At 55.2% G+C, this 25286-nt stretch carries 35 protein-coding genes; 31 read left to right on the top strand and 4 right to left on the bottom strand.

Annotation, left to right across the window (positions count from 1 at the left end; all coding sequences use genetic code 11):
- Positions 1–46: 46 nt before the first annotated feature.
- From COO92_RS21405 to COO92_RS21305, 20 genes are all read left to right on the top strand, one after another.
- Positions 47–247 (top strand): hypothetical protein, encoded by a 201-nt coding sequence (locus tag COO92_RS21405; RefSeq protein WP_101304966.1) that lies wholly within the window; start codon positions 47–49, stop codon positions 245–247.
- A 139-nt stretch (positions 248–386) separates the two neighbouring features.
- Positions 387–554, top strand: coding sequence for a hypothetical protein (locus COO92_RS22155; RefSeq protein ID WP_165792423.1), 168 nt, complete (start codon positions 387–389; stop codon positions 552–554).
- 12 nt (positions 555–566) lie between these two features.
- Positions 567–1106 (top strand): hypothetical protein, encoded by a 540-nt coding sequence (locus COO92_RS21400; protein ID WP_101304965.1) that lies wholly within the window; start codon positions 567–569, stop codon positions 1104–1106.
- Positions 1106–1867: a phosphoadenosine phosphosulfate reductase domain-containing protein gene (locus COO92_RS21395; RefSeq protein WP_101304964.1), complete on the top strand. Its 762-nt coding sequence runs from the start codon at positions 1106–1108 to the stop codon at positions 1865–1867. Before COO92_RS21400 ends, COO92_RS21395 begins: the two co-directional genes overlap by 1 nt.
- A 582-nt stretch (positions 1868–2449) precedes the next feature.
- Entirely contained in the window at positions 2450–3271 is an 822-nt protein-coding gene (locus tag COO92_RS21390) for a hypothetical protein (protein WP_101304963.1), read from the top strand.
- Between the two features lie 360 nt (positions 3272–3631).
- Positions 3632–3991 carry a hypothetical protein gene (locus tag COO92_RS21375; RefSeq protein WP_101304960.1) on the top strand — a complete coding sequence of 120 codons (360 nt, stop codon included), beginning with the start codon at positions 3632–3634 and terminating at the stop codon, positions 3989–3991.
- Positions 3988–4392 carry a terminase small subunit gene (locus tag COO92_RS21370; RefSeq protein ID WP_101304959.1) on the top strand — a complete coding sequence of 135 codons (405 nt, stop codon included), beginning with the start codon at positions 3988–3990 and terminating at the stop codon, positions 4390–4392. Before COO92_RS21375 ends, COO92_RS21370 begins: the two co-directional genes overlap by 4 nt.
- 3 nt (positions 4393–4395) lie before the next feature.
- Positions 4396–5769, top strand: a complete 1374-nt coding sequence (locus COO92_RS21365; protein ID WP_133125106.1) for a hypothetical protein — start codon at positions 4396–4398, stop codon at positions 5767–5769.
- Positions 5769–7889 carry a hypothetical protein gene (locus COO92_RS21360; protein ID WP_101304957.1) on the top strand — a complete coding sequence of 707 codons (2121 nt, stop codon included), beginning with the start codon at positions 5769–5771 and terminating at the stop codon, positions 7887–7889. Before COO92_RS21365 ends, COO92_RS21360 begins: the two co-directional genes overlap by 1 nt.
- A complete protein-coding gene (locus tag COO92_RS21355; RefSeq protein ID WP_101304956.1) occupies positions 7879–8169 on the top strand; it encodes a hypothetical protein in 291 nt (96 codons plus the stop codon). Before COO92_RS21360 ends, COO92_RS21355 begins: the two co-directional genes overlap by 11 nt.
- A gap of 21 nt (positions 8170–8190) precedes the next feature.
- On the top strand, positions 8191–9285 hold the full coding sequence (locus tag COO92_RS21350; protein WP_101304955.1) for a hypothetical protein: 1095 nt from the start codon (positions 8191–8193) through the stop codon (positions 9283–9285).
- A 17-nt stretch (positions 9286–9302) separates the two neighbouring features.
- A complete protein-coding gene (locus tag COO92_RS21345) occupies positions 9303–10277 on the top strand; it encodes a phage major capsid protein (protein ID WP_101304954.1) in 975 nt (324 codons plus the stop codon).
- A gap of 12 nt (positions 10278–10289) precedes the next feature.
- The gene (locus COO92_RS21340) at positions 10290–10769 is read left to right on the top strand and encodes a hypothetical protein (protein WP_101304953.1); all 480 of its coding nucleotides are present in this window, start codon (positions 10290–10292) and stop codon (positions 10767–10769) included.
- 51 nt (positions 10770–10820) lie between these two features.
- Positions 10821–11417 carry a hypothetical protein gene (locus COO92_RS21335; RefSeq protein WP_101304952.1) on the top strand — a complete coding sequence of 199 codons (597 nt, stop codon included), beginning with the start codon at positions 10821–10823 and terminating at the stop codon, positions 11415–11417.
- A complete protein-coding gene (locus tag COO92_RS21330) occupies positions 11414–12115 on the top strand; it encodes a hypothetical protein (protein ID WP_101304951.1) in 702 nt (233 codons plus the stop codon). The genes COO92_RS21335 and COO92_RS21330 overlap by 4 nt, the downstream gene beginning before the upstream one ends.
- Positions 12115–13623, top strand: coding sequence for a hypothetical protein (locus COO92_RS21325; protein ID WP_101304950.1), 1509 nt, complete (start codon positions 12115–12117; stop codon positions 13621–13623). Before COO92_RS21330 ends, COO92_RS21325 begins: the two co-directional genes overlap by 1 nt.
- Entirely contained in the window at positions 13613–13957 is a 345-nt protein-coding gene (locus COO92_RS21320; RefSeq protein ID WP_101304949.1) for a hypothetical protein, read from the top strand. The genes COO92_RS21325 and COO92_RS21320 overlap by 11 nt, the downstream gene beginning before the upstream one ends.
- Positions 13954–14898 carry a hypothetical protein gene (locus tag COO92_RS21315; protein WP_101304948.1) on the top strand — a complete coding sequence of 315 codons (945 nt, stop codon included), beginning with the start codon at positions 13954–13956 and terminating at the stop codon, positions 14896–14898. Before COO92_RS21320 ends, COO92_RS21315 begins: the two co-directional genes overlap by 4 nt.
- 12 nt (positions 14899–14910) lie before the next feature.
- Entirely contained in the window at positions 14911–16023 is a 1113-nt protein-coding gene (locus tag COO92_RS21310; protein ID WP_101304947.1) for a hypothetical protein, read from the top strand.
- Positions 15978–17567, top strand: coding sequence for a hypothetical protein (locus tag COO92_RS21305; RefSeq protein WP_133125105.1), 1590 nt, complete (start codon positions 15978–15980; stop codon positions 17565–17567). Before COO92_RS21310 ends, COO92_RS21305 begins: the two co-directional genes overlap by 46 nt.
- Before the next feature lie 268 nt (positions 17568–17835).
- Here COO92_RS21305 and COO92_RS21295 read toward each other — a convergent pair whose 3' ends face one another.
- The gene (locus tag COO92_RS21295) at positions 17836–18366 is read right to left on the bottom strand and encodes a hypothetical protein (protein ID WP_101304944.1); all 531 of its coding nucleotides are present in this window, start codon (positions 18364–18366) and stop codon (positions 17836–17838) included.
- 131 nt (positions 18367–18497) lie between these two features.
- Here COO92_RS21295 and COO92_RS22150 point away from each other — a divergent pair, with 131 nt between their 5' ends.
- From COO92_RS22150 to COO92_RS21245, 11 genes are all read left to right on the top strand, one after another.
- Positions 18498–18668: a hypothetical protein gene (locus tag COO92_RS22150; RefSeq protein WP_165792422.1), complete on the top strand. Its 171-nt coding sequence runs from the start codon at positions 18498–18500 to the stop codon at positions 18666–18668.
- Positions 18669–18732: 64 nt separating this feature from the next.
- Positions 18733–19554 carry a phage antirepressor N-terminal domain-containing protein gene (locus COO92_RS21290; RefSeq protein ID WP_165792421.1) on the top strand — a complete coding sequence of 274 codons (822 nt, stop codon included), beginning with the start codon at positions 18733–18735 and terminating at the stop codon, positions 19552–19554.
- The gene (locus COO92_RS21285) at positions 19551–19751 is read left to right on the top strand and encodes a hypothetical protein (protein ID WP_101304942.1); all 201 of its coding nucleotides are present in this window, start codon (positions 19551–19553) and stop codon (positions 19749–19751) included. The genes COO92_RS21290 and COO92_RS21285 overlap by 4 nt, the downstream gene beginning before the upstream one ends.
- Positions 19751–19984, top strand: coding sequence for a hypothetical protein (locus COO92_RS21280; protein WP_101304941.1), 234 nt, complete (start codon positions 19751–19753; stop codon positions 19982–19984). Before COO92_RS21285 ends, COO92_RS21280 begins: the two co-directional genes overlap by 1 nt.
- Positions 19985–20049: 65 nt before the next feature.
- Positions 20050–21753 carry a hypothetical protein gene (locus COO92_RS21275; RefSeq protein ID WP_101304940.1) on the top strand — a complete coding sequence of 568 codons (1704 nt, stop codon included), beginning with the start codon at positions 20050–20052 and terminating at the stop codon, positions 21751–21753.
- A gap of 8 nt (positions 21754–21761) precedes the next feature.
- Complete coding sequence (locus COO92_RS21270; RefSeq protein ID WP_101304939.1) at positions 21762–22229, top strand: hypothetical protein; 468 nt, start codon at positions 21762–21764, stop codon at positions 22227–22229.
- Between the two features lie 271 nt (positions 22230–22500).
- On the top strand, positions 22501–22731 hold the full coding sequence (locus COO92_RS21265; RefSeq protein WP_101304938.1) for a hypothetical protein: 231 nt from the start codon (positions 22501–22503) through the stop codon (positions 22729–22731).
- Between the two features lie 11 nt (positions 22732–22742).
- A complete protein-coding gene (locus COO92_RS21260) occupies positions 22743–23045 on the top strand; it encodes a hypothetical protein (RefSeq protein ID WP_101304937.1) in 303 nt (100 codons plus the stop codon).
- Positions 23042–23251, top strand: coding sequence for a hypothetical protein (locus tag COO92_RS21255; RefSeq protein WP_101304936.1), 210 nt, complete (start codon positions 23042–23044; stop codon positions 23249–23251). Before COO92_RS21260 ends, COO92_RS21255 begins: the two co-directional genes overlap by 4 nt.
- Positions 23248–23718 (top strand): hypothetical protein, encoded by a 471-nt coding sequence (locus tag COO92_RS21250; RefSeq protein ID WP_165792420.1) that lies wholly within the window; start codon positions 23248–23250, stop codon positions 23716–23718. Before COO92_RS21255 ends, COO92_RS21250 begins: the two co-directional genes overlap by 4 nt.
- A 2-nt stretch (positions 23719–23720) precedes the next feature.
- The gene (locus COO92_RS21245) at positions 23721–24176 is read left to right on the top strand and encodes a hypothetical protein (RefSeq protein WP_101304935.1); all 456 of its coding nucleotides are present in this window, start codon (positions 23721–23723) and stop codon (positions 24174–24176) included.
- On the opposite strand, the gene COO92_RS21240 is transcribed toward COO92_RS21245, so the two are convergent.
- Genes COO92_RS21240 through COO92_RS21230 form a run of 3 tightly spaced genes read right to left on the bottom strand, consistent with a single transcriptional unit; the run spans position 24173 to position 25058 of the window.
- Positions 24173–24574 (bottom strand): thermonuclease family protein, encoded by a 402-nt coding sequence (locus tag COO92_RS21240; protein ID WP_101304934.1) that lies wholly within the window; start codon positions 24572–24574, stop codon positions 24173–24175. The two genes, COO92_RS21245 and COO92_RS21240, sit on opposite strands and share 4 nt — an antisense overlap.
- Entirely contained in the window at positions 24571–24813 is a 243-nt protein-coding gene (locus tag COO92_RS21235; protein ID WP_101304933.1) for a hypothetical protein, read from the bottom strand. The genes COO92_RS21240 and COO92_RS21235 overlap by 4 nt, the downstream gene beginning before the upstream one ends.
- A complete protein-coding gene (locus tag COO92_RS21230) occupies positions 24813–25058 on the bottom strand; it encodes a hypothetical protein (protein ID WP_101304932.1) in 246 nt (81 codons plus the stop codon). Before COO92_RS21230 ends, COO92_RS21235 begins: the two co-directional genes overlap by 1 nt.
- Positions 25059–25286 lie beyond the last annotated feature (228 nt).

Below are 25286 nucleotides of genomic sequence, written 5' to 3'. Positions count from 1 at the left end.
GGCGTTCCTTGTTTTCACCGTGGTATGGCCGGGAGGGCAGTGACGCATGAACACGAATAATCCGCATCACCTCATGCAAGCTTGGCAAGCTTGGGACGAGTTCTGCAAGAATGGCGCATTACTCATCCATGTTGATCGGCAAACGGGGTCAGTAAAGCCGCTTTCCAGAATTGTTGAGGACGCAAGCGACGACGGCTTCAACCCCTACGGCAGCGGGCCGGAGCCTATCGGGCGGAGGGAAGGCTGATGCGTAAATTCTCATTGCTGTGGTTCTTGGATCAAGAGCAGCAGGAGGCGCGGGCGAACGAGCGGTTTTTCAAGTTGGTGTTCTTGCTCTGTGGCCTTGCTTTCTTGGGCGTCGGCTTGTTGCAGGTAGGAGATTGGTGATGAGTGATTTCTTTCTCGGCGCGGTCTGGATGTTCGCAATCATCACAGCACTCTGGTTGGGCTTCGAGAACTGGGGTGATGGTGGCGGTTGGGCGATATTCGTAGCGGTCCTCTTGGCGGTAAAGGATGGCGTAAACCTAAAGTTCAAGTCGTCGGAAACAGAGTGAGCAGGAGCAGAGATGGCAAAGCGAGCAAAGAAAGCCGACATTGCGCAAGGCACCCGACCAACGCCTGAGCGCATGAACCAAGGCCGGGTGACAAGGGCAGTTATTCCGGGCGATAAAGGCGTTAACCAAATGATCTGGCGGGCCAGTGGCCGTGATTGGCTGATGGAGCAATTCAACCGCGACAAGCTGACCAAGGACCAGATGGCGGCAGCGTTGGATTTTGAAGTATCTTACGCGATGTGCGCAAAAACTGACGGAATCCGATCAGGCATCGACCCAGAAACACTTGCAATCAGAGCGATACGAGGCGCATCAACCAAACCATCCAGCGGTATGAATGACGATCAGCTTGATGCACGGGCCAAGTACCACAAAATCAAGAGCGCAGTCGGCAAGGCTGGCATAATGTTCCTTGAAGCTGTTGTGATCGATGGCGTCGCCCCGGCAAAGATGGTTGCCAAGCTGACCGGCAAAATCCAGAGCAGCGACAACCTGACCGGAATGGCGTATTTGCGCATGTGGTTGAATGATGTGGCGGAGGTGGTGCGGTGATGCAGCATGTGATTTTCGCCTCCTACGGCAATGACAGCGTGGCCTTGATCCAGTGGGCTTATGAGCAGGGCTTGAAAGATGTTCATGTCGCGTATTCTGACACTGGTTGGGCGGCGGGGTTCTGGGAATCTCGCGTACAGATCGCCGAGCAATGGGTTCGTGAACTTGGCTTTACGCCGCATCGGATCAGCAGCGAAGGCATGGAAGCCTTGGTTAAGCGCAAGAAGGCTTGGCCGCGTGGCGGCGGGAAACGGTTTCAATTCTGTACTGGTGCCCTAAAGGTCGAACCGGCTTTCCGGTGGCTGGCGGAACATGATCCAGATTGTGAAGCGATTTGTCTGGTGGGAATCCGGCGCGAGGAAAGCAGCGAGCGGACCGACGCGCCGGAATGGATTGAGGAAAGTCCCAACCACGGTGGCCGCAGCCTGTATGCGCCATTGGTGCGCCATACCGAGCGGATGCGCAACGCTCTGATCGACAAAACGCCCCTGCCGGTTTTGCCTTATCGATCCAAGGAATGTTCTCCCTGCGTCAATGCACGGCAGCAAGAGATAAAACACCTCGAAGAACGCCGTATTGCCGAGATAGAGCGCATAGAGACGGATGCTGGCACGAACAGCAAAGGCAATCCGCGTGTGATGTACAGCCCCGCCCGCCATGGTGGCGCGGTTGGTATTCGGGCTGTTGTGGAACATGCCAAAGGCTCAAGTGATGATTTATTCCCCGTGAGTGTGTGTAGTTCCGGGTGGTGTGGACGATGAACCAAATCCTTGACTTGCGGTGACCGCAGGAGTACACTTTATGCAAGATTTGAGAATTGCGCTTCGGGAAACCGGGCGCTTTTTGATTCGTGCGGAGGATCGATAGATCGGGGAGCGGATGGCCCTAGTTGCCACATCGCCCGGCTGGCAGACCGGATCGCGCTTATAATTGCAGTTCTCCTTAGCCAAACCGCACGAAGCCCCAACATCTGAACGCGGCATAACCGTGTAGTAGGATGTTCCCGGCTGGCAACGGGATACCCGGAAACGGTGAAACAAACAGCGCCAGCCCTTTATTCAGCCCGCCCGATTAAGTTCGGCGCGGGTTTTTCTTTGGCCGTCCTCAACCGGGCATAACAGCCCCGCAGGATGTGGGGCCGCAACGTCCCATAGTTCCACTGTGGGGTTGCAACATAGCGGCGGTGACGTGAGAGCGTCCCGCCGTTTTCTTTGGAGGTCGTGATGGACAACACCAGCGGATTCCTCAGAGGCCTCGCGTTCCTGATGCTGTGCGTTGTGGCGTGGCCGGTTGTGCAGGTCCGCAAGGGCTGGCGCAAGTTTAAGTATTGGAAGGGCTGATCGATGCCTAGTCTTGGTGGTTCAGGTTCATACGGCGGCGACGATCCGAGCGGCGGTGCTTCGCGGGGCAGTGGCGGCTATGGCATGGGCAGTCAAGGCGACAACGCCAGCGACCGTGAGAAGAAAGCCCGCCAGCAGATGGCGCAAAGCCTGCAACAAGCTGGCTACGGCAACCTGTCAACCGCAACCGCACCAGCGACACAGTCTTTCCTCGACCGATACACCGACTTTGCAGACAAATCATTCGGTGATCGCCTCGGCAGCCTGATCGGGCGCAAAGAGGTGGCACCAACCCTGTCCGCCGCGAACCTTTCACCATACGCCGAGACTGATTGGGATTTCGCGGGCAGCCCTGCTGCAAAAGGCTTAGCCTATGCCGCTGGTGGCCCCGTTCTTGGTGGGCTCTATTCCGCTGGCATCGGTATTCGCGACGGGAAATATGGCTCGGCTGCGTTGTCCGGCCTGTCCGGCCTCGCTGGTGGGGCTGCACCTTTAAGCGCAGGGGCGCAGATGCTTGGCATGGCCGACAGCTTCAACAACCTGTCAGGTATGGCGGGCAATGGCACGATTGATGATTTCATTGGTGGAGCGCCCGGCGCGACGGATGCGCCAGAGCAGCAAGCCCCACAAGGTCCGGCTCTGACGCAAGGGCCGCAGTATCAGGGGCCGGTCACTGGCGGGCAGAACGAAGACCGTCAACCGCTTGTCCAGAACGCGCAGCCTCAACCGCAACCAACGCAACAGGAGCAAACCCAGCAGCTTGCCCAAATGCTATTGAACCGTCCGGGGTTCACGCAGGCAGGCCGTGGGGTTGTTTATATGTGATGATCCGATTGACCCCAGAGCAGCGCAAGGCATTCGATAAGGCTTTGATTAACGGAAGCAGGCTTGTCGGTAAGGGGCGGCTGGTTTGTGCGAATGAAGCATATGACCGTGCCGCCAGCGATGACGACAAGAATGCGCCGCGCTTCATTTCCTGCCCGTGCCCTAAATGTTCGGTGCAGTGATGGCAATAACTGATGATCTTGAGTTCGACCGGCGAGACAGCGACCGCCACAAAATGCGCGGCTTCATGCATTCAGTTTGGGGTCGTCATGATTACGCGGCTGGCTCGTACTTGAAAATGCTCAAGTTCCAACGGAAGGCGGACGCGTTTCGTAGTGCGTTCGATTTGTGGTGGGCGTGATGACCTACGCACTCGAAACCGACGACTGGTCAGATTTCGAGGACATCGCGCTTAAGCATATCGAAGCTGGCGATGACTTCATTGAAATGCCCGATGGCCGCGCAGATGAGTTTTGCCGCCTGTACTTCGATTCCCTCGTTCGACGGAAGAAGGAAGACAACCGGATATTTGCTGGCTGGCACTTCATGGACTTTGGGATCTCTTGCGATGGCGGCGGCGTATTGGTTGAGCGCCTGTCGAGAGAGGGCGAGGAGCCATTCACTGACCCAGAAGACCTCGCAGTCTTTGTTCGCGCATACCCAGAGAATTATCATCAAGCCATAATGTACAGGACCAAGCCGGTGAGGGTTGTGAAATGACCGCCAAAGAACCCGCAGAACTAGGCCGCAAACGCCGTTATCCCACGCCGGAATCCATGGTTGACGGGATCAAGGAATATTTCCAGAAGTGTGACACGAAGAACAAGCCTTACACCGTGCCCGGCCTGTGCCTGCATCTCGGCTTTCATAGCCGGGGCATGCTCTGGCAGTACGAGCAGTACGACGATGGGGCCTATTGTGACGTTATCGGCATGGCCAAGCTGCGGATTGAGGTGCAGCGCAATGAAAGCCTGATCTCGGCAGAAGGTCAGAAGGTCGGAATCATCTTCGACCTCAAGAACAACTTCGGTTGGGAAGATCGCAACAAGCACGAACACGGCGGCGATGGTGGCGGGCCGGTCCAGTTCACGACCGTTTACGAGGGCAAGCCGAAAGGCTGATCGATGAATGTCATCCGGAAGATCAGATGGTATCAGCGCAGCTTCCACGAATACATGGTCAACACCCCCGGCGCACGGGCCATCGAGATTGCACACCGCCGATGGGGCAAGGACGAAATCACCCTCACAGCAACATGTGAGTTAGCGCACAAGCGGGTTGGGTCGTACTGGCACTGTCTGCCTGAATACGCTCAGGCCCGCAAAGCACTCTGGACCGCTGTTAATCCGCACACCGGCAAAAGAAGGATTGATGAAGCCTTTCCGCAAGCTGTTCGCGAAAGCACCAATGAGCAGGAAATGTTCATCCGCTTCAAGAACGGCAGCACATGGCAGCTTGTCGGGTCGGATCGATACAATGCACTGGTTGGCGCTGGTGTGGCTGGCGTCGTCTTCTCGGAGTGGGCTTTGGCCAATCCCTCGGCTTGGGGCTACATCCGCCCGATGGTCGAGGAAAACAACGGCTTCGCGGCATTCATTACCACGCCACGCGGTCGCAACCATGCCCACAGCATGTATCAGATGGCGAAGGACAACCCGCGCTGGTTTGCCGAGGTATCAACGGTCCATGATACGGGGGCGCTGACCCCTGATCAGCTTGACGAAAGCCTGAAAGAATACATCGCGCTCTATGGCGAGGACTTGGGGCAAGCCCAGTTCGATCAGGAATACGAATGCAGCTTTAACGCCGCGATCCTTGGTGCGTTCTATGCCCGCGAGATGGTCAAGCTGCGTAAGGAAGGACGGATAAGCCCGAACATTAAAGCCGTTGAAGGCCTGCCGGTTCATCGCGCCTGGGACTTAGGAACACGGGACGACACCAGCATCTGGTGGTTTCAGGTGGTCGGTACCGGGTTGCACATTCTGGACTGTTACAGCAAGCCCGGTGAGAGCGACCCGGAAGTATTCGCGGAAATGATCCACGCGAAGAACGATGAATACGGATGGATCAGCGGAACGGACTTTGTCCCGCACGATGCCAAACAAAAACACTGGGGCATGAAGCGCGGACGCATTGAAACAATGCTTGACTGCGGGCTTAACCCGAAAGTCGTCCCTGACCACAAGAAACTGGACGGCATCAACGCGGTTCGCCGCACTTTGTCGCGGTGCTATTTCCATAGCCGCTGCGAGGAATTGGGCCTTGCAGGACTTGAGCAGTACCGCCGTGAATGGGACGACAGCAAGAAGAATTTCCGGGCAAATGAGGTTCACGACTGGACGTCGCACATCGCGGACGCTTTCCGGTATCTCGCCATGTCTTGGCAGGAAATCGTGGAGGAAGTCCCGCAAGAGCCCACGCCGCCAGCCAGCCAAACGCAGATGACCATTCACCAGATGATCGCCCGAAACTCGCGTAGCAGAAAGAGCCGCTATTGATGGATGAAGTCAAAACCAACGACGGTGTGAAAGAGGCCGGTAAAAGCCCGGAATCTATCGTTGCGCACTGGAAACGCGAGATTTCGACCGCTCTTAAGCGTGAGGAAGACCCGCGCAAGCTGGCAAAAGAGGCGATTGACCGGTACCGCGCCGAGGAAGAAGGCGACAGCGAAGACAACATGGACTTTAACGTCCTGTATTCGAACGTCGAAACGATTGTTCCCTCTTTGTACGGTCAGACGCCGACGCCTGATATTCGCCGCCGTTTCCGCGACAAAGACCCAGTAGGCCGTGAGGCTGCTGAAATGCTTGAACGCGGCACGTCTTACACCCTTGAGGCCGCAGACTTCGACACCATCATGACGGCGGCTGCCTATGATCTCGAACTTGCAGGCAGAAGCGTTGCCCGCGTCCGGTACACCCCGTTCTTCCGGTCAGCGGCTGGCGCTCCTGCCGATGGCACGGAGGAAGGCGCGGCGGATGGTCTGGATCACTCCCCATCCGCCGCAGCCGCATATGGCGAAGGTGAGGAGGCGGACGACGAACTTGTTTATGAAGAAATCGAGTTCGAGACGGTCAACTATGATGATTTTATCCATGGCCCGGCCCGTCGTTGGGTTGATGTGCCGTGGGTCGGTTTCCGCCATTTCCTGACCAAAGACGACGTAAAGGACAAATTCCAAGGCGGAGCCGAACTTGCCAAAACCATCACGTTTTCAGCCAATGTAACCGGAGACGGCAAAGAGCAGGACACCAAGCCGGAAGACAATGTGCGCCGGGCCGAGATTTGGGAAATCTGGTGCAAAGAGACGCGCACCGTTTACTGGATCTGCACGACCTATGCCAAGCAGCCCTTGCAGCAGGACGAAGACCCGCTGAAGCTGGCCGGGTTCTTCCCGATCCCGAAGCCTTTGTTTGCTGTAGAGCATACCGGAAATCTCAAGTTCATTCCGCCGTATCATTTCTACAAGGCCCACGCCCAGAAACTAGACACTCTGGAAAAACGCGCAGGCCGTATCGTGAAGGCGATGAAAGCGGCCGGTGTGGCAGATAGCCGGATCAGTGAGCTTTGGGATATCGAAAGCATTGAAGACGGCGAGTTTGTTCCGGCTGAACAGATGACGGAATTTCTGTCGAACAGCGGCGGAAGCCTGAGCGATCACCTGTGGATGTTACCCATCGAGAAGATGGCGCAAGCCCTTCAATACGTTCGCATGGAAGCTGAGGCGGTCAAGCAGCAGATTTACGAAATCATGGGGATTTCTGACATTCTGCGCGGGTCGTCCGTTGCCAGTGAGACAGCCACGGCTCAAAGCATCAAGGCGCAATGGGGCAGCATCCGCCTTCAAAAGCGCCAGCGTGAAGTGCAGCGTTTCGCCCGCGACCTGATCCGCATTGCTTGCGAGATCATGGCCGAGCGGTTCCAGCCTGACACCTTCACCATGATGACAGGCGTTCAGCTTCCATCCGCCATGGAGCAGCAGCAGGCACAGACGATGCTGGCGGTCGCACAACAGAGCCAACAGCCCGCCGATCCAAAGGCCGAGGAAATTCTCAAGCAGCCAAGCATCGATGACGTTATGGCGCTGCTTCGTGATGACGCAATGCGCAATTTCCGCATTGATATCGAAACCGACAGCACGATTTCAGGGGATGCCGAGCGGGACAAAGAGAACGTCACTCAGTTGCTGGCAGCCGTCACGCAATACATCCAAGGCGTTGCGCCAATGGTTCAGTCCGGAGTGCTGACCAAGGACGTTGCAGTGTCAATGCTGCTTGCCGCCGTTCGCCGCTTCAAACTCGGGCGCGAGGTCGAAAGCAAGCTGGAAGAACTCGGAGAACCTTCACCTGAGCAGGCCGAACAGGCAAAGCAGCAGCAGGCCATGCAGCAGCAACAGCAACAGCTTGAAGAGAAGAAAATGCAGGTTGAGTTGCGCAAGATCGAGCTTGAGACGCAGCAGTCCGAAACCGAGGCGCAACTGAAGATGCAGCAGATGCAGATGGAAGCGCAATTCAAGGCAGAAGAACATCGCATGAAGATGCGGGAACTTGGCATTGACCTTCAAATGAAGGCGGTAGAAGCCACGCAGCCACAAGGATACCCGATCAATGGCGCGTAAACGTTATCGGTATGATCCCGAAACCCGCAAATGCTACGAAATCGACCTTGATGCACCGCCTGCGCCACGTTCCGGGCCGTACATCGCATCGGATTATCAGGCCTATGACTGCCCTATTACCGGCCGAAGTGTCGACGGAAAACGCGAACACCGCGAGAACCTGAAGCAGCACAACTGCCGTGTGCTTGAGCCCGGGGAAACCCGAGAAGCTCCCAAGCGCAGCGAAGAAGCTTTCAACACAGCGGTCGACCGGGCCGTTGACAAGATGATGCCGGTCTAAATCCCTTAAGGAGCGCAACTCATGGACCCGAATTTGAACGACGGTGGCAGCACCGACGTAACAGACCCGTTTGACTCGATGGATGCGATCTATGATCAGATCACAGAAGCCGACGAGCCAACGGGCGAAGAAGATACTGGCCCGAGCCGCGATGAAGGCGGTCGGTTTGCCAAGAAGGAATCAGCCGAGGACGAGGCCCACGTCGAAGACGAGCCCGCCGAGGAAGGAGCCGCCGATGAGGCGGAGGATACAGACCAGCCCGAAGAAGAAGGCGAGGCCGAACCCGTTGAGGCCATCGACCCGCCTGTTTCATGGTCTGCTGAAGCAAAAGCCAAGTTCGCAGAGCTTCCACCCGAGGTACAGCAGGAAGTGCTGAAGCGGGAAAGCGATTTCGAACGCGGCATTGCGCAGAAAGGGCAGGAACTTTCGACACTTCGTCAGCAAACGTCCGAGATGGAACAGGCTTTGTCGCCTGTCATGTCGGCATGGCAGCAGAACGGGATTCCCCCGGCTGTTGGTGTGCAGCGTTTGGTGGCGGCTGATGCGTATCTTCAGCGTGACCCCGTCGGGGGATTGCAGCAGATCGCACAGGCCTACGGTGTCGATCTTCAGTCACTGGTCGACGGCGAGGGGCAACCCGCACCCGTCAATCCGCACATTCAAGCCCAGTTACAGGCACACGACAACTTCATCCGTAATTTCCAGCAGCAACAGCAGCAGTCCGAAACTGACCGGATCGTTTCTGATATCGACTCATTCGCCAGCGCAACGGGAGCCGACGGCAAACCGGCCCACCCGCATTTTGAAGCGGTGTTTGACGATATCAAGACAATGCTGCCTGCCGTTAAACAGGCCAACCCGACCGCACCCGTCGCCGACCTGCTCAAGCAGTGTTACGACAAAGCGGTATGGGGCAACCCGACCACCCGAGACGCCATCCTGAAGGCTGAACGCGATCAGACAGCCCAAAAGCAGACAGCGGAGAAATCCAAAGCTGCCAAGGAAGCCAAACGCGCGGCCAAAGGGAACGTTAAAGGACGCGGGGAGCCTGTCGAAACGGCAGGGAAAAGCTGGGAAGAAACATTGGATGCAGTTGGAGAGCGCCTTACGGGCTAATCGCCAAGAGGTAAATCATGGCTTCACCAAATGCAGTGTTCACCGAGATGGTGACCACCACTCTGCGCCAGCACGGCAAAGAGCTTTCCGATATCGTTTCCAACAACAACGCGCTTCTCAGCCGTCTCAAGCAGAAGAAGATGATGGAAATCATCGACGGCGGCTACGAAATCGCAATCCCGCTGGAATACGCTGAAAACTCGACCTATCAGCGTTATTCCGGCTACGACGTTCTCAACATCAACCCGTCTGATGTCTTCACGTCGGCAAAGTTCGACTGGAAGAACCAGGCGGTTCACGTTACAGCGAATGGTACCGAACTTCGCAACAACAGCGGCAAAAACCAGATTATCAAGCTGGCAAAAAGCCGTGTGAAGAACGCCATTCGCACATTCAAGAACAACATGTCTCAGGACGTGTATTCGGACGGCACCGCAACCAACCAGATCAATGGCCTTCAGGCCTTGGTGTCAGACGCAGGCACCGGCACGGTTGGGGGTATCAATTCTACCACCTATGCGTGGTGGCAGAACGTTGTTCAGTCCGCAGCTTCCCCGCTTCAGGGTGGGGCCGGGATTACCCCGTCCTCATCGACCATTCAGAGCCTGATGCTTCCGCTGTGGCTTGAACTGGTTCGCGGCGAAGACAAACCAGACCTGATCCTGATGGATCAGAATTACTTCACCTTCTACGAAGAATCCCTGACCGATCTGAAGCGTTACACGTCTTCGGATGAGGGCAAGGGTGGTTTCGTGTCGCTGAAGTACAAAACCGCCGACGTTGTCTATGACAGCAGCGATTCAGGCATGCCGGACAATCACATGTATTTCCTGACCACGGATTACATCGGCGTGACCACTCACAAGGACGCCAACATGTCGACGCTTGAGGAAAAATCGAGCCTCAATCAGGACGCTGTTGTCATCCCGATCATCAACCAGTGCAACATGACCGTGTCTAACCGCGCGCGTCATGGTGTTGGCAAAGCGTAAGGAGGACTGAGCATGTTTATCACAGGCATCAAGACCGATCAGGTCGATACCGTTGCCCAGTTCACCCCCGGCGCCTTGGGTTCGACCTACGACGGCAAGGTCTGGAAATACGTCACTTACGACCACGGAACCGGCGAACTCGACCTCGCTGTTGGCGACGTTGTCTATTACGTCGATGACAGCGGGTATGGCTCGAACACTGTCACCGCTGACGCTTCGGATTCTTCCGGCGCGGAAATCGGTGCGGGTGTTGTTCAGGCCGCCGTTACCGAAGATGGGTCGTTCTTCTGGATTCAGTTGAGCGGCGCGGCAACCCTTGCGGTTGCTCTTGGCGGTTCTGCTGGCGATGGCGACCCGCTGACCGCCGTTGGCGCGGCTGACAAGGCACTGACCAAGGCCGCAGAAGCAGACAGCGCAGCAACCTACAAATCGGTGGTTGCTATTGCTGTTGATGCAGACGCCAAGGAAATCATCTGTCGGTTCCCTTGGTAATTTGTTGGGAGGGGTTTCGGCCCCTCCCTTTTTCTTTAAGGAGCGCACCCCATGGACCATGAACGTCCCGCCTTTGTCGAATTTGAAACCCGTGCTGTTGAGGATCGCGCCGCGACCGAAGATCAAGGCCACGTCGTCTATAAGGATCAGTATTGGGTCAATATCACCCCGATGGGGAACGGCAACACTGTTGTCGAACGGATTGCCGAGGAATGGCTGAAAGACAAGGAGCGCCAGAACGACAAGTTCCTTCGCCATTACCAAGAAAGCTTCCGCGCCTTCAAGGAAGGTGAAGAATCCCCGGTTGATGGTACGCGCATTCGGGATTGGCCTTCTGCCACCCCGGCGCAGATCAAACAACTTGACCGCGCCAACGTCCGCACGATTGAAGACCTCGCCGCAGCAAACGAAACGCTGTTGAACGCTATCGGCATGGGAGCCCGTGCCCTGAAGCAAAAGGCCGAGGCATGGCTTAAATCATCGGAAGACGTCGGCAAGGTTGCTGAACGCAACGCCAAGCTGGAACAGACGGTGGAACATCAAACCGATGTTATCGCCAAGCTTGAGAAAGATGTTGCCGAGCTTCGCCAAATGCTCGACCTGAAAACCACACCAAAACCGGCTGCACGTAAAGGTAAAGCTGCATGACCATTCTTTCCGTCGCACAGGATGCAGCGCAGAAGATTGGCGTTCCATCGCCGTCTGCGCTTATCACGTCAAACGACCCTGATGCAAAGCTGATCAAGACCCTGATCGGGACTATCTGCAAGGAATTGGGGCGTCGTCACGACTGGCAGGAACTTACTCGCGAGGCGACGTTTACGACGGTTGCGACGGAAAGCCAAGGCACACTTCTCGACATTGCGTCCGATCTTGACCGGATCATCCCGAATACGGCGTGGGACCGGACGCAAAACCGACCACTTGGCGGGCCTTTGACTTCAAAGGAATGGCAGCAGCTAAAATCCTCGAACACTGCCGGGCCATACAACGACATGCGGATTGTTGGCAAGGAATTGAAGCTGATCCCTGTGCCGACGGTGGGCAACACTGTTGCCTTTGAATACATCACATCGAACATTGGCGAAGATATTGGCGCGACGGAACTATCTTCCTTCGCTACCGATACCGATGTTCCATTGCTCGATGAATACCTGATCATGCTTTACGTGGTCTGGCAGTACAAGCGCACCAAAGGCATTGATTACCGCGATGATTTCCAGATCGCAGAAATCGAGTTTGCAAACCGCACCGCAGCAACCATGCCAAGGCGCACACTCAACCTTGGCCGTTCACCGCGCCTGACCTCCGGCATTAATGCCCCTGATGGAAGCTGGAGCGTTTAATGCTGCAACCCGCTGGCGTCCAGCCCAACAAAGCAACGCAAATCACCCTGCCTGCCCCAATCGGCGGATGGAATGCGCGCGATGATATATCGCAGATTCCACCAAATCAGGCACTCGCACTTGAGAACTGGTTTCCGGGTGAGCAGGCCGTAACGACACGTCCGGGCTATGCCAGCTTTGCCACGATCACCGGCACGGCGGAAACGCTGATTTCATACAACTATGAAACCGATCAGGACTTGCTGGCCTGCCACGACGGCGAGATCAGCGATATCACCAGCGGCACGGCATCAAGTCTGGCGTCGGGGTTCAGCAACAACCGCTGGTTCTGGACGAACTTCCGGGGCAATGCCCTGATGTTCAACGGGGCCGACACACCGCAGAAATATGACGGGTCAACGGTATCGACCAACACCATCACCGGATCTGGCTTAACTGCAGCAAATCTCAAATACCCTTGGGTGTTCAAATCGCGCCTGTTCATTGCCGAGAAGGACAGCGCGAAGTTCTGGTATCTACCAACCAACAACATCGCCGGGGATGCGTCAGAGCTTGATTTTAGCAGCTTTGCGGAAGGTAAAGCCATTGCCGGTGCGACATGGACCCGAGACGGTGGCTCAGGGATGGACGATTACTGCGTCTTCCTGATGTCTGAAGGTGATTTGCTGGTGTATCAGGGCGACAATCCGGGGTCTGCTGCCGATTGGGCGCTGGTCGGGAAATACCGGATCGGTAAGCCAATGGGGGACCGTCCCTTTGCCAAGCTGGGCGGCGATCTGCTTGTTATTACGGTTGATGGCGTCGTCCCGATGTCAGCCGTTCTGACCAGTGATCGCTTCAACCCGCAAGCGGCTGTAACCGACATTATATCCGGCGCATGGAAAACCAGCGCGAAACGCTACAAAGACACCATCGGTTGGGAAGTTGCGCTGTATCCCTTGGGCCAGATGGGGATTGTGAACGTCCCCAATGGCTCCGGGTCGTTCGTACAGTATGTGGTCAACACCACCACGCGGGCATGGTCCTGCTTTAAGAATATTCCGGCAAATACCTGGGGGCTGCACAAAGACGAAATGTATATCGGCTCAACCGGGGCTGTTTACAAATTCGACAGCGGCACCAGCAACGCAGGATCACCGATCACAGCGATCTATGGTGGCCCGTTCCTGAACCACCAGCCGATGGGCAGCAACAAGGCTTACAAGCTGATGCGCCCTCTTTTGTCTTCTGCCGGGGCGATCCCGGTCTATATCGGGTTCGATACCGATTACACCACCAAAACCAGCTATTACGAGCCGACGCAGATTGAAAGCGGCGGGGGCGGTATTTGGGACGAGGCCGAATGGGACGTTGCCGAATGGGCAGGGGCGCAGGCGCCACAACAGGAATGGCGCACCATCTTGGGTGTTGGCGTTTCCGGGGCTGCGCGATTCAAGACCATCACATCACTGAACCAAGTCTCATTCCATGGCGTCGATCTGAAATACGTGGCTGGCAATGGACTTTGATCAGGTCTGGCGACTTGTCGCACCAGCCGCCGAATTAGCCGACGAAGGCGTGACCAAACAGGAAGTGCGTGAAGGGCTGCAAAACGGCAGCTTCATGTGTTTCTGGAAACCCGGAGCCGCCGCTATCACGACGTCGTCACGCGGGAATCGGCTGCGTGTTGCCTTGGCAGGCGGTGAGTTGGCGGCACTCGAAAAGATCAACAAGGACATTATCCGCTACGCCAAGGAAACGGGGTATCGCGGTGTTGAAATCGTCGGGCGGCCCGGATGGGAACGCGCCCTCTCCAACTATGAAAAAGTGGCAGTCATTCTAAGGCAGGATTTTAAATCATGAGCTTTATGGGCGATATTTTCTCAAGCAACAAAGCGCCAAGCTATAACGCTGGTGCGGCGGTATCGGCGCAGGGTTCGGCCAACGAAAGCACTGCCCGGCTGAACGCAAATCTTAACCGCTATGACAGCTATGGTCCGGGCGGTTCAACAACTTGGCAAAACCAAGGCGACAAATGGACGCAAACGCAAACCCTGTCACCAGACCAGCAGAAGCAGTTTGACACCACCAACGCCATTGGCAATTCGGTACTTGGTCAAGCGCAACAGTATGCAGGGGCGCTGCCGAACGACTCATTCAGCTATGACGGGGCGCCTGCCTATCAGTCCGGTATCGATCGGTCAGGTCTTTCGGATGTTCCTACCGATCTGGGTGCCTATCAGGACCAAGCCACACAAACGGCCTATGACCGCACCATGGGCATGCTTAACCCGCAGTTTGACAAGCAGAACGAAGCCCTGACCCAGCAGCTTGCCAATCAGGGAATCATGCAAGGGTCGGACGCCTACACCACTGCCTTTGACGATTTCAACCGCAACAAAAACAACGCGATGCTGTCAGCTTCACAAGACGCCATCATGACCGGCGATGCGCTGGCCGGGTCGATGTTCAATCGTGGTCTGACCTCGCGCCAGCAAGGCTTGTCCGAGCGGACCACCGATTACAACATGAACAATGCGGCGCGGCAGAATTACGCCAATGAGAACCTGACCAGCCGCAACCAGAACCTGAACGAACTCGCAGCCCTTCTGCAAGGTTCCCCGGCGCTGCAAATGCCCGGTGGATCAGGCGGCGGCATGGTGAATGCGCAGGCTCCCGATGTGATGGGCGCTTACAACACCGCAAACAACAACGCACTGATGCAATATCAGGCATCGCAGGCCAACCAAGGCGCGATGTTGGGTGGTCTATCGAACTTGGGCATGATGGCTATGATGGGTTAAGGAGAGACAGCAATGGTAATGACACGCGCTCAAATGCTTGCTCAGGCATTGCAGAACAACACGTCTTACAACATGGGTAATTCCATGTTGCAGCAGGGCATGGGGCAGGCTTATTCGCCCGGTCAGGCAATTGGCAACGCTCTCACGACCTATGCCGGGTTTATGGGGCGCAACAAAGGGCAGGAGCAGGCGGAGCAGAAGGCGGACAGCCAGAGCCAGCAGCTTGCCAAACTATTGACCAGCAGCGGGTTTAACGTGCCGCAAGGTGTTGATCCGGGCATGGCTATGCCGATTATTCAGGCCAAGGCGAATATGGATTTGGCGAAGTCCAACCAAGACATTCGCCGAGACCAGATTGACTGGACGCGCCAGAATGCTGACCGCAATTTCAACTTTGCCAAGGAAAATGCGGATCGCAGCTATGGCCTTGATGCAGCAAAGCTGAATGCACCCAAAGCGGAACCGCTTGTTGAGGTCTACGACCCTGAAAGCCAAGCAACGGTTTATCGACCGCGATCAGAAGCTATCGGCATGCAGTCCAAGGCCCCAAAAGTCGAGGATAAGCCCGACACAATCAAAATCGGCACCGACTTGCGCAAGGAATACAACAACCTTGCCAAGCCACTGCATGAAATGAACCAGTCGTACTCTCGCATGCTGAATGCGGCGTCAGACCAGAGTGCAGCCGGGGATATTGCGCTGATCTTCGCATACATGAAAATGCTTGATCCAACATCTGTTGTTCGTGAGGGTGAATTCGCGACCGCTCAGAACTCTGCCGGTGTGCCTGATAGCATCATGAATATGTATAACAAAGCCCTTGACGGGACGCGCTTGCAGCCGGAGCAGCGGTTGCAATTCCTTAATCAGGCAAAATCGCAATATCAGGGCGCATCTGGCCTTATGGACACTATTGACGCTCGTTACTCCGATCTGGCGAATGAATACGGGGTTTCCCCGGAGCAGATCATCATGACCCGACCTGACTTCACAGACCAATTCACAAGCGTTGAAGCTTCGCTTGGTGGCGGAACAGACACAACGCTGGCAAAGGTGCCGGACGGGATCGACCAAAACCTGTGGGCGGTAATGACGCCAGAGGAAAAAGCACTATGGCAGAACTGAGTATTGAGCAAAAAAAGGCGCTTGCCATTGCCCGCGCCCGTAAGGCTCTGATGGATAAGGAAGCCGCGAACGCTGACCCGCTTGCAGGCATTACCCCACCGGAAGCTGATGTTTGGCGGGCTATGAATATGGGCGCGAAAGGCTTCGCTGATTCTGCGATGGAAACTGTTGGTGCTCTGCCTGACTTCGTTGCCAGTGGAATGCGGTCAGCGGGTCTCGATGTTCCAGAAGGAAACTATCATACAGACGCCCTTAAGAAAGGCTGGCAGGCATTCAGTGAGGCAATTGGTGGCCCTGTTGCGGAAGTGGTCGGGGATGCTGGACCAGACGCAATCGAAAGCACATCTGATAAGGTCGCTTATGGTGCAGGGCGAGGCGCCGCTGACGCTGCAAGCATCATGGTCCCTGCTGCTGCTGTGGCAAAGACGGCGAAGCCGGGTTCAATGCTTGGCGAGACGGCAAAGGTTCTGGCCGGTCAGCAAGGCGTACAACTTGGCGCTGGCGCCGTAGGAGGTGCTGTAGGCGAGGCAACCAACAACCCTTATATTGGCACGGCGGCAGCTATGGCTGCTGGTGTTGCGGCCGGAATGCCGGGCGCGATCCGTTCCAGCCGTCAAGCCTCTCAGGCTATTAAGAATGCACCGACAACCAAGCAATTAGCACAGCAAGGGTCAAAACTGTTTGAACGCGCCAAAGGCAGTTCGGCTGTGATCAAGCCAGACAGCTATGCCGACTTTCTCGCAAAGACGGAAAAGCGGTTGCTCGGAGCGGGCGCAGACCCGCAGGTTCATCCGAAGCTTGGGTCTGTAATGAACGCTCTCACCAAGCGCATTGGCAACGAAATGGATATTCAGGACTTGCAGAACGCCCGTCGTGTCGCTGCAAATGCCGCCGCCAGCCGAGAATCCGACGAGCGGCGTCTTGGGAAAATGCTGGTCTCTGACATTGACGATTACATCCGTGGGCTATCTGCAAACGATCTTGTGGCGGGCAAAATGGGAACCGCGGCGGACGACCTAGCACAGGCTCGTGGTGTCTGGTCTCGCATGAAGAAGTCCGAAATAATCGAAGAAGCAATGAGCAAAGCCGAGAAACAGGCCAGCGGGTTCGAAAATGGCCTGCGCGTTCAATTCCGCAGCATTCTGAATAACCCGAATAAAGTGCGTGGATTTGCGGAAGACGAAATCAAGGCGATGCAGGCGGTTGTGGAAGGCGCACCAGTCCGAAACGCTATGCGGTTGCTCGGTAAATTTGGCATAGATGTAAACAAAAACACCAACGCCATCGGCGCCCTTTCCGGCGCTATTGCGGGCAGTTTGGTTGACCCGATAGGAACAGTTGCTGTCCCGCTGGCGAGTAGCGTTGCCCGGAAAGGTGCTGAGGTCGGCACGTCTCGCACCGCTGATTTAGCCCGAGCCTTGGTGGCGTCGGGGCCAAATACTTTGCCCAAGGCATCCAATCCCCGCCTTGAGCAACTGGCGTCTATTTTGATGGCGAGGGAGAAAGATCGGCTTATGTCGCCGCAAATGGCTCCGGCACCTTAGTCAGCGTCCCACGACATGGATTTCATAGCAGACCAGCCGTAGCGGACAAGGACATATAGCTTCATGAGAAGCCAAGCGCCGACAATGCCGGTGATCAATGTTCCGAATATCGCGACCTTTGGGTTGCTGCTCTCAGGCTCATAAAGCCAAACGAACGTAAAATACCCAATCACGATGGAAAGGGCGCACTGAACAATCATGGCTAAGGTTTGCTTTGACATGGGTGCATGATACCGCAGGTTGCGCCTGAGTTCATGTGGAAAATAAGTCACCCTTCTTTGTCATCGCTCTTTGGGGGCCAATCCGGAGGCGCGACCTCAACACCGCTTAATATCTCTTTCATGGATTCACCAGCCCGCCAAGGGTCAGTCGCCTTATGTTCTCGCCACTCGGCAACCAGCGCATCCATGTGGGGCCATAAGATATCAACGTAAGGAGCAATGAGCGTAGAAAGCCGGAAGGAGGAGGAAAAAAAGGGCCAGTGCCGTTGAACAAACTCCGCCATTTCTTCTTCTTCAAACGTGAGGTGTATCTCTGCCTTAACCGCAGGGTGCGTAATGAACATCAAGTGGCGCACACCTTCTGATACATGCCAAACATCGCGCCAGTTGTATTCTTTGCGTTCCAAGTGAGTGTTATACCGGCCAAAATAAGACGTGTCCGCCTTCTCAAGAATAATGCGCTCGACTAACTTAGATGCATTCTGGCCCTCTAGCCGGACAAGGAAGTCCAGAGCGAAGCGTGTCTTTTCATCAAGACGAATGGTCAGGTTCTGGTTTTTGATCGACTTTTTCGCCATAGCTATCTCCTTGGTTATCAGTGCAAGTTAAACGCACTGAGTAAAAAGTGCAAAAAGAACTTGACGAACATAACGAACAACCACACAATCGCACTTGTTTTAATGTGCGTTTAAAGTGAAGGAGAATGCATGTGGCGCAGAAAGACACTCATATAGTCCATCTTCCGCTTGATCCCAAGATGGTTGAAAAGATCAACGATTGGCGATTCGAAGAGCATATCGGAAAAATGACGGTTGCGCTTCGGACCCTTATTTCAAAAGGATTGGATGCGGCTATCGCGGAGCAGCCCGTCCAAAAGTAAACCCCCGAAGCTGGAACTTCGAGGGTTTGAGATATCAAAATCCACTAGCAAAAGGACTTGTGACATGCAGGAGCATACACAAAACAATGCTGATTTGTCCAGCCAGTCGTTGGTGACGCTGGATTTCCACGGAAATAGCCTTGTTACCTTCCATCATGACGGCGAGCCGTTCGTGGCGATGCGGTCTGTCTGTGAGGGGATGGGGCTTGATTGGTCAACGCAGCATAAAAAGATCGCTGACCAAGTTGAGAAATTCAGTTGTGGGCATATCACCACGGCTGGACGAGATGGAAAGCAATACCAAATGCTCTCCATGCCGGTCCGCAAACTTCCGCTGTGGCTGGCATCAGTTAACCCGAACAAGATCAAGGACGAAGAAAAGCGCCAGCGCATCGTGCTGTATCAGGAAGAATCGGCCATCGCGCTGCATGATTACTGGACGCAGGGCGTTGCAGTCAAAGGTGATCTGGACGGTATCGTTACCGGGCTGTCGCCAGAAGTTGCCAAAAGCATCGGCGGCATCGTGAAGGGCATTGTCATGAAAGCGCTTGGCGAAGGCATCGAACAGATGATTGACCAGCGCCTGACGCGAGATCCGCGCATGAGTGCCGTTACCGCGATCCCGGCGATTGAGGTTGCCGTTGATCGCGGTGTGAAACGTCGGCCTCGTGGGTTTGTCTTGCGGATCAGCAACGCTTTGACGCGTTTCTGTGAAGGCAAGACAGATTATGTCATTCACCGCGACGTTTACGGTCGCAAGCTGTTCCCTCGTCAGGCCATTAATGAATGGCTGGCAAAAGGCGGGTGGGGGCCGTTAAACGATCTTCTGGATCGCAAGGGTGGTCAGGCTGTTATGCGACTGGTTCCGAAGGGAGGTGATAAATGAGCAATGTCATCAATCTGGAAGTCCATTACCACATGACGCCGGAACAGCTTTTAGATAACGCCATCGAAGAGCTTGAGGGGTTGAGCGGCATTCTCGGTGACCGGCCTGAAAATGCTATCGTTGAGCATGTGCTTTCCAACTTGTGCGAAATCAGCAACCATCTTTTTGCTGATGGCGACAAAGGTGAACCAGCCTAATGCGCCTCATGGATCGCGCCCTTGAAAAGGGCATTGCGGAGGTCGTTTGCGCGACTAACGCAGTCGGGCCGCGCTTTGTAGCAGGTGAAACACTGCTTCTGGCACGGGACAGGACCATACAGACCAAATACGCCGTCACCATCACGCAAGATGGTCGGCAATGGATCGGTCGAAGCGAGGAAGAACCGCCGATAATCGGCACGAAATATCCCATCGTCGGGATGATGCATTAACCACCACACACAGATTAACCAAGGGTCGTTCCATCGGAGCGGCCCTTTTTCTATGGAGATTCCGAATGGGATGGAATGGATCGGGCGTTGTAACTCGCAACAACGGTACTAACAGCGGGTCGAATACGTGGGAAAATGATCGTGACGCCAGCATTAAGATTACTGCGGACAATCACGACACCCACGATCAGGATCTAGCGGACGCTATTCAGAACACAATCGCGAAAGACGGGCAGAACACGCCAACCGCCGATCTGCCGATGAACAACCAGAAGCACACCGGGGTTGGCAATGCCACAGCAGCAAACCATTACGCCGGAGCCGGTCAAGTGCAGAACGGTGCGTTTCAGTGGGGCGGCACCGCAGCGGGCACGGCAGATGCGCTGACCATCAACCTGACGCCGACTTTGACGGCCTACACCGCGGGGCTGACCGTGCGGTTTCTTGCATCGGACGACAGCGCGACCACCACGCCAACGATCAACATTAATGCGGCGGGTGCGAAAACGCTGGTCAATCAGGACGGTGACGCCTTGACGGCTGGCGATATCGTCAACGGCACGATCTATGAAGCCACCTATGACGGCACAAACTTCCGGGTGTATGTCTCTGCAAGTCAGGATTTGAGCGATTACGTTCAGGGCCCGGCCTCCGCCACCGACGGCGCGGTTGCGCTTTTTGACGGCACGGGCGGGAAAACGCTCAAGGACGGACCGTCGATTACATCTGGTTCTGGTGATTTGCTGCGAGCCGATGGCGACGGTTCAGGGCTGTCGGGAATCGTGGATCAAATCGCACGAGATATTGCGGCGACCAGTCTTGCGTGGCAGCTTGCGCAAGCTGATGCGGCTTCTGTCCCCGGCGCGGACCTTGGCAACCTCAAGCTTGTCGACAACCTCCAAACGGACAGTTTGGCGACAAAAACAGGGGCAACCTATGACAGCGTAAACGACTGGTACAGCAATGCGACAACCACGGACGACGGCACCGCTGGCGAAACCGGTATTGATACAGCAGAGCTTAGCAATGCAACAGGTGCGAACGCGGGGATGCAATTTAGCGCCGCTGCTTCTGGTTCTGTTGTTGAAGCCACCTTTGATGTTCTTTCTGTTGCTACACCGGGAAATTACCATGTCGAAATCTGGTCGAACAGCGGAAACAGCCCATCTGCACAAATCGGCAGCGATAGCGCGAGCGTAAATATCACAACATCGGGGGTCAAAACGTTCACGTGGGCTACAGGTCCGAGCGTAACAGCGTCTACGGTATATTGGGTTGTTCTGGTTCCAGAGGGTGCTTACAACATCACGGCGTCAACCTGTGCCACCGTTGCCGGTTTCATCTCATGCCGGGACAATACCATCACCAGCCTTGCCACAGGTAGCCCGATCAACGCCAGCCGCGATTTGATTTTCGGGATGACGATTGCCACAAGCGCGGGAACAGCGACACTTGTTCCTACAGCGACCACGATTACGACTGGCGCTCAGGATGCGCTTGGGTACTTCATCTACGACCCGGTTGATGCCACCACGCTCGGCACTGACCTAACCGTTGACATCTCAATTGACGGTGGCAGCACGTATGAGGCGGCCAGTTTAACCGCTGTCGGCGATCTGGGATCGACAGGCAAAAAATTATTCCGTGCAGAGGCTGATGTCTCCGGGCAAAGCGGGACGTCCCTCCAGTATCGGTTGAAACTTGACGCGGCTGCTGCAGCAAAAGAGATGCGCTACACCGATTGCGTCGGCCTGATTCCACTTTATTGAGGTGAACTATGAGTAAGAGCGTATCGCGAAAGCGCAGAGAAGCCATTCTTGCGGAATTTCCGCAGCACGAACAAGGCGAGGCTCAGGTAGAACTTTGGCTTGGAAACCCACAAAAAATGCGCGCATTGGCGCTGCATAAAAAGAACGTGAAGGCGGCAAATCCAAAGCCGGGTGATACTACGCCAGACGTTGGTTCCGCTCATCGCCTTTCAGTTCTAAAAGTTCTGCAAAATCAACACGGCACGACATACCAGCGGGCCGGAGGAAAGATCACCTATGAGGACATTGAAACCGAGATTGCGGCCATAACAAACGCTGACCGCCGGATGAACGCTTGGCTGGATTATCAAGAGGAATTTTGGACAAAAGACCATTCTCTTGTGGTTCTTCTGGCTGATGAATTCGAGCTGGATAGCGATGATATCGACGCGATTTTTGATGCCGCAGTCACGCACCGACTCACCCAAGGGTCGTAAGGCTTTTCTAGTTACCAAAACCCCGGAAACATGGGTCGGATCATGCCTTGAGCTTGCTCTGGGCTTCGTCTCCAGATCCGTTGCAATCGGCCCTCACTGGTACGTTTTCAAGCGCGGTCGCGGTTTGCTCAAGCTACCTTCCGCAATGGCCCGTGGCGGCGTTCAGCGCGGCGCACCCATTAACCCCGAAATCATCGATCAGCATGTTGGCTCCAAGTGGACGCTAACGACGAACTGTTTAACCGTATTCAGCCCGGTTTGGAGGACGCACATGAAAAGCAACGCTGACGACAGGACTGCGATTGCCAAGTCGGTCACAATTTCGATTGTGACAATCGTTCTGGTGGTTTTCGGGCTGGCGTCGTCGGTCACGAATTTCATTATCAGACCGCAAACCGAAGCCCTGCTTGAGCAGATTGTCGAACTTCGTGGCGAGGTTGCCACGCTCAAACGCTCGAATGCCGCGCACTTCGGGCAAGTTAAGTCCCTATTGAAAGAGTAAAGGACACCGACATGAAAAAGGTATTTGGGATCGCAGTATTTGCGGTCCTTTTTTTATTGCCGTCTGCCCCCATCTTCGCCCAGCCAGTCTGCGGCGACCGATCAAAGGTAATCGCTAGTCTCAGCGCGAAATATGCCGAGGAACCGGTTGCGTTTGGTGTCACCAAAAATGGCGGCGTGATCGAGGTTCTTAAAGCGCCTGACGGCCAGACATGGACGATACTTTTCACCTATCCGACCGGGCCAAGCTGCATTGTCGCTTCTGGCGAGGCTTGGCAGGAACTTGAAGCAAAACTCAAAGGGCCGGGCGCATGACAAACCTTCACCAAATCGCGGAAGTCGCCAAAGAGCAGATGCACGACAAGTCACTCTGGTATGACAGCGGGGTCGGAGGCGGCAGCACAATTGTTGGCGGCGTGACAGGTCAGGACATCGTGTTCTGGCTTGGTCTGCTGCTTCTGATCGGGCGCATCGTGATTATGGGGTTTGATATTGTCAAGCGGCTGAGGGAACGGTCATGATTAATTCCAAACAGTTGCGCGAAAGCGTGATCCGTCCGGTCTTGCAGGATGCAGGCATGTGGACCGAAGCTGCTGAAAACCTTCTGATGGGCACGGCAGCACAGGAAAGCGGGCTCGGCCAATATGTTGTCCAACTCGGCAACGGCCCCGCGCGCGGCATCTTCCAGATGGAGCCGAGCACGCTTCACGATATCCAGCAGAACTTTTTGTCATACCGCCCGGAATTGAAGGCGAAGGCAGAAGCACACAAGGCCCCGGCCTTGAGTGATGCGTCGAACCTGATTTGCAATCTGGCCTATGCCGCGCTGATGTGTCGCATCCATTATTATCGGGTATCCGAGGCATTGCCCGGGGCAAACGATCTTGCCGGTCTGGCCCGGTACTGGAAGCGGTATTACAACACCGCGCTTGGCAAGGGCAGTGAATCCGAGTTCATCGAAAACTATCATCGTTATGTGGAGGGCTGATTATGTTTGGAGGGATCGGATCGTTCTTCGGGAAGCTATTTGGAACGGATAAGGCTCTCGGTGGGATCGTTGATGGTGTTGCCAACAGCCTCGACAAATTGGTGTATACCGATGAGGAAAAGGCAGAGGATCATGCAAAGAGCGTTACAGAAGCGCGGCGCATGGTTGTTGACTGGATGGCAGCCACGAGTGGGCAGAACCTCGCCCGTCGCCTTATTGCGCTTGCCATCACGGGTGTATGGCTCGGCATGTATTTGCTTTCCGTCATGGCAAATATGATTGCTGTCTTTGTTGAAACTGACGACAAGCTGGTCGAACTTTCAATCATCGCTCGTAACAGCGCAAATGACATGGGCAGTGCCGTTATGCTGATCTTGGCATTCTACTTTGCCGCACCACATATGGGTGACATTGCCAGTGCAGCGCTTGGAAAGATGAAAACGGACCGGGGCGGTTAATCACACCATCCTTCCCGTTTCCCACCATCATACTCCCTGCCAAGCTCTGCATCAATGAGGTCTTGCGAGAGGTTGCGGTTGTTCTGCATTACGTCAGCAACCACCCGCCCGCCGTATTTACCCCATTCCGGGCTGCAAATCTCATAGCCGCGGCTAATCCACCCAGCGGTGAATTCTTGAGCACGCTTTGCCGCGGCTATCTCCTGATCACATTTGCCCCTGATCTCCGGCGCATCAACCCCGCGGACCCTCACCGATACCCGCGCAAGTTCGTCCGGCAGCCCCGGCACGGTCACGGCGAACGTGTCTCCGTCGTAGGGTGTGCCTGATAGGGGCCATTGGTAGCATTCGGCTGATGCTGGCAGGGCAAGCAGGCAGAGGGTTATGGCAAGCTTCATTTGGTTGTCCGCCTTCTGGCTGTCATCTGTTCTTCAAAAACAACGTCACGTGATCCATCAAGATAGATCACGTGCGCTTTGGTTTTCGCGATGTCGTCATAAGCGAGCAGCCGGGCAGGCCTCTTTTCGACCGTTCTACCAGATAGAGAAGTGACCCAGATAGCATACGGGTCTTTTCCCATCAGCTTTTGATATAGTTGCGGTTCGCCGTTTAAGAGGTGATCCGTCGTCCGGTCCATCACTCACCCTCCTGTGCGCTGTTGATGGCCTGCTCTAAAGGTGTCGGCGGAATATCCTTCTGCGGCCTGAACTTTGCGAGATATTCACGCTGGGCCTTACACCACGCTTTGTAAGGATACATCGAACGAGGGCCGAAAGGATACGCGTCTTTGAGAGCCTTCTTTCGGTCCTCGAACGAGCATCCGTCTGGCAGGTCTTCATGAACTTTTGCAATATGACTTTGCGCTGACATGTACCAACTCATAGATCCCTCCAAAGTTTTCCAAAACCGCCATAAGCCATTGATTCTATCGGTCGGAACGGCGGAAGTTTTCCAACCAACATACTGTAATCGTTACAACACCCTCGGAATCATAAACCGCGAGTTAAACGGGAAATTGGTTAGTCACTTAAACCGCAACCCATTGATTCCAATAACCGTGAACAAACGGGGAAAACTGACTAACGACCATTGATTTTAAAGGAAAAGGCA

It is taken from the genome of Thalassospira lohafexi, from assembly GCF_002844275.1.
GTDB lineage: Bacteria > Pseudomonadota > Alphaproteobacteria > Rhodospirillales > Thalassospiraceae > Thalassospira > Thalassospira lohafexi.
This window is presented reverse-complemented; position numbering and strand designations above follow the sequence as displayed.